Below are 2,243 nucleotides of genomic sequence, written 5' to 3' on the forward strand. Positions count from 1 at the left end.
CGCAGCAGCGGCCCCACCTTCAGGTCCCGGCAGCAGGCGGCCCGGTCCGCCGCCACGGGATAGCCGGGGGGCACGTCCGGGCGGGCGATGTGCAGGGTCACGCCCCACTCTGCCGCCAGCCGGTCGCGCAGGGTGATGACTTCCGGAAACTTGCAGCCCGTGTCCAGGTTCAGGGCCAACGGGCTCGCGCCACATGCGCCACATGCGCCACATGCGCCACATGCGTCGGACGCGGCATCGCGCAGCACGCCGCGCCACAGGGCGAGCGCCAGCGTGGAATCCTTGCCTCCGGTCCAGGCCACGGCCACGCGGTCCGGCCCGTGCTGGGCCAGCACCTCGCGCAGCAGTTGGCGCGCAGCGTCGATCTTGCCATCAAGGCTCATGGGTATCCTCCGTCCGGCAAGACCGGAGACCGACGGTCTATCCCTTTCGCAAGGACGGGGCAACCGTGGCCGACAGGCGAAAGCAAAACGGCCAGCCTGCCGGGCAAGGGGACTACGGGATCGCAGCCCGCTGAAGGAAAACAGCATGCCTGCCGTCCTTCCTCGGGCCTTCGTCCGCAAGGGTCCGCGCGCATCCCCCCTCACCGGGCCGCATGCGGCGCGGTCTGGCGGGCAACCTGCCGCCGCACCGGAAAAGAAGTGCATTTGCCCGCACGAAATCGCTTGACGATCCGACCCCATCGGGCATATATGCCTTTTCTCGCTGCGCCAGTAGCCCAGCTGGATAGAGCAACAGGCTACGAACCTGTAGGTCGGAGGTTCGAATCCTTCCTGGCGCACCAGCAAAAAATCCGGATTTGGCAGGATAGTACGCCAGCCTTTCCGGCAGTGTTCCGGAGACACGCGCCAGTAGCCCAGCTGGATAGAGCAACAGGCTACGAACCTGTAGGTCGGAGGTTCGAATCCTTCCTGGCGCGCCACTCTTGCATGCACCGGACCATGCACCACGGCAGTCGCTTCCGTGGCGGGCGCAGCCCCGCGAAACAGCACACCTTGCGCGCCAGTAGCCCAGCTGGATAGAGCAACAGGCTACGAACCTGTAGGTCGGAGGTTCGAATCCTTCCTGGCGCGCCACGCAAGCAAGCCCCCCGAAGCACCGCTTCGGGGGGCTCTTGCTTTGCACCGCCCCCCGCTAGTTGCGCAGACGGCCTGATACAAGGCAGTTTCACCCGCGACACCCCATCACCACGCGTCGGGCACACGGGCGGCCCCCAGTTTCCGCCGCATACACCGCAACTTGACCGGCCTCTTTCATCCGACTAACAATGCACACACTCTGGACGTTCGGCTCCTCGCGCGCTTCCCTCCCCTGCGGCATGCCGCCGCCTCTCGCCCCATGCGCCTGAATGCCACCCGGAAAGGCAGCCCCATGCACGTCTGTCTCCCCCGTTGCGCATCTGTACCGGTTACCGGTTGCGCCTTCGCGGCCACGCTCTTGTGCCTGCTGCTTCTGCCTCTGCTCCTGCCCGATCCGGCCCTGGCGGACACGGACATTGCCGCCCGGGCCAGCGCGGCCCCGCGCGAACTGGCCATTCTCGCCTTTCATCGCCCACCCTACTACACCTTCGACCATGGCGTGTCCGGGGGCCTTCTCATCGATGCCGTGCGTCGCGTGCTGGATGCCGCGCATATTCCGTACCATGTCGTGGAAATGCCGCCCAAGCGCATCGTGGCGCTGTTCGAACAGGACGCCACGGCCCATGCCTGCTCGCCAGGATGGTACCGCACCCGCGAGCGCGAACAGTTCGCGCGGTTCAGCGCGCCCATCTACCGCAATCAGCCCCCGGTTGCGGTGCTGCGGACCGACGCAGCGCACCGGGTGGGCGGAGCCAGGGAACTGACAGGATTGCTGACAGCCGGGCTGCGCATGGTGCTGCGCGATGGTTTTTCGTACAGCCCTGCCCTGGACGAGACGCTGGCCCGATCCCGGGCGCCGGTCTACCGCAGCACGGCAGACAATGCCGCCCTGCTGGAAATGCTGGCGTCGGGCCGCTACGACATGACCCTGATGGAACAGGAAGAGGCCACCGAATTGCTGCGCCGCTCGCCCCGGCTGCTCCAGGCCCTGCAACTGGTGCCCCTGGCCGGGCAGGATGCCCTGACGGGCCAGCCCCAGACCCGCCACCTGATGTGCGGGCGCGGTGTGGACGAGGCCACCATGCGCCGCATCGACGATGCCATCGCCGCCGTGCTGGATGCCATGCCGGTTGGTGCAGCGGGCGGCCTGCCGCAAGCAGGCCC

Annotated in this window: 2 protein-coding genes and 3 tRNA genes; 4 read left to right on the forward strand and 1 reads right to left on the reverse strand. The window is 67.4% G+C overall.

The genetic code is table 11. From position 1 onward, the window contains the following. Positions 1–383: phosphoadenosine phosphosulfate reductase family protein (locus FVW20_RS13100; protein WP_196609967.1), on the reverse strand; the 383-nt coding region annotated here is incomplete at its 3' end. 324 nt (positions 384–707) lie between these two features. Here FVW20_RS13100 and FVW20_RS13105 point away from each other — a divergent pair. From FVW20_RS13105 to FVW20_RS13120, 4 genes are all read left to right on the forward strand, one after another. Further along, positions 708–784, forward strand: a tRNA-Arg gene (locus tag FVW20_RS13105). 61 nt (positions 785–845) lie between these two features. Next, positions 846–922 (forward strand) — tRNA-Arg (locus FVW20_RS13110). A gap of 77 nt (positions 923–999) precedes the next feature. Beyond that, positions 1,000–1,076: transfer RNA gene (locus tag FVW20_RS13115), tRNA-Arg, on the forward strand. Between the two features lie 295 nt (positions 1,077–1,371). Continuing rightward, on the forward strand, positions 1,372–2,243 hold an 872-nt coding region (locus FVW20_RS13120), incomplete at its 3' end, for a substrate-binding periplasmic protein (protein WP_196609968.1).

It is taken from the genome of Nitratidesulfovibrio oxamicus (genome assembly GCF_015731765.1).
GTDB classification, from domain to species: Bacteria; Desulfobacterota; Desulfovibrionia; order Desulfovibrionales; family Desulfovibrionaceae; genus Cupidesulfovibrio; species Cupidesulfovibrio oxamicus.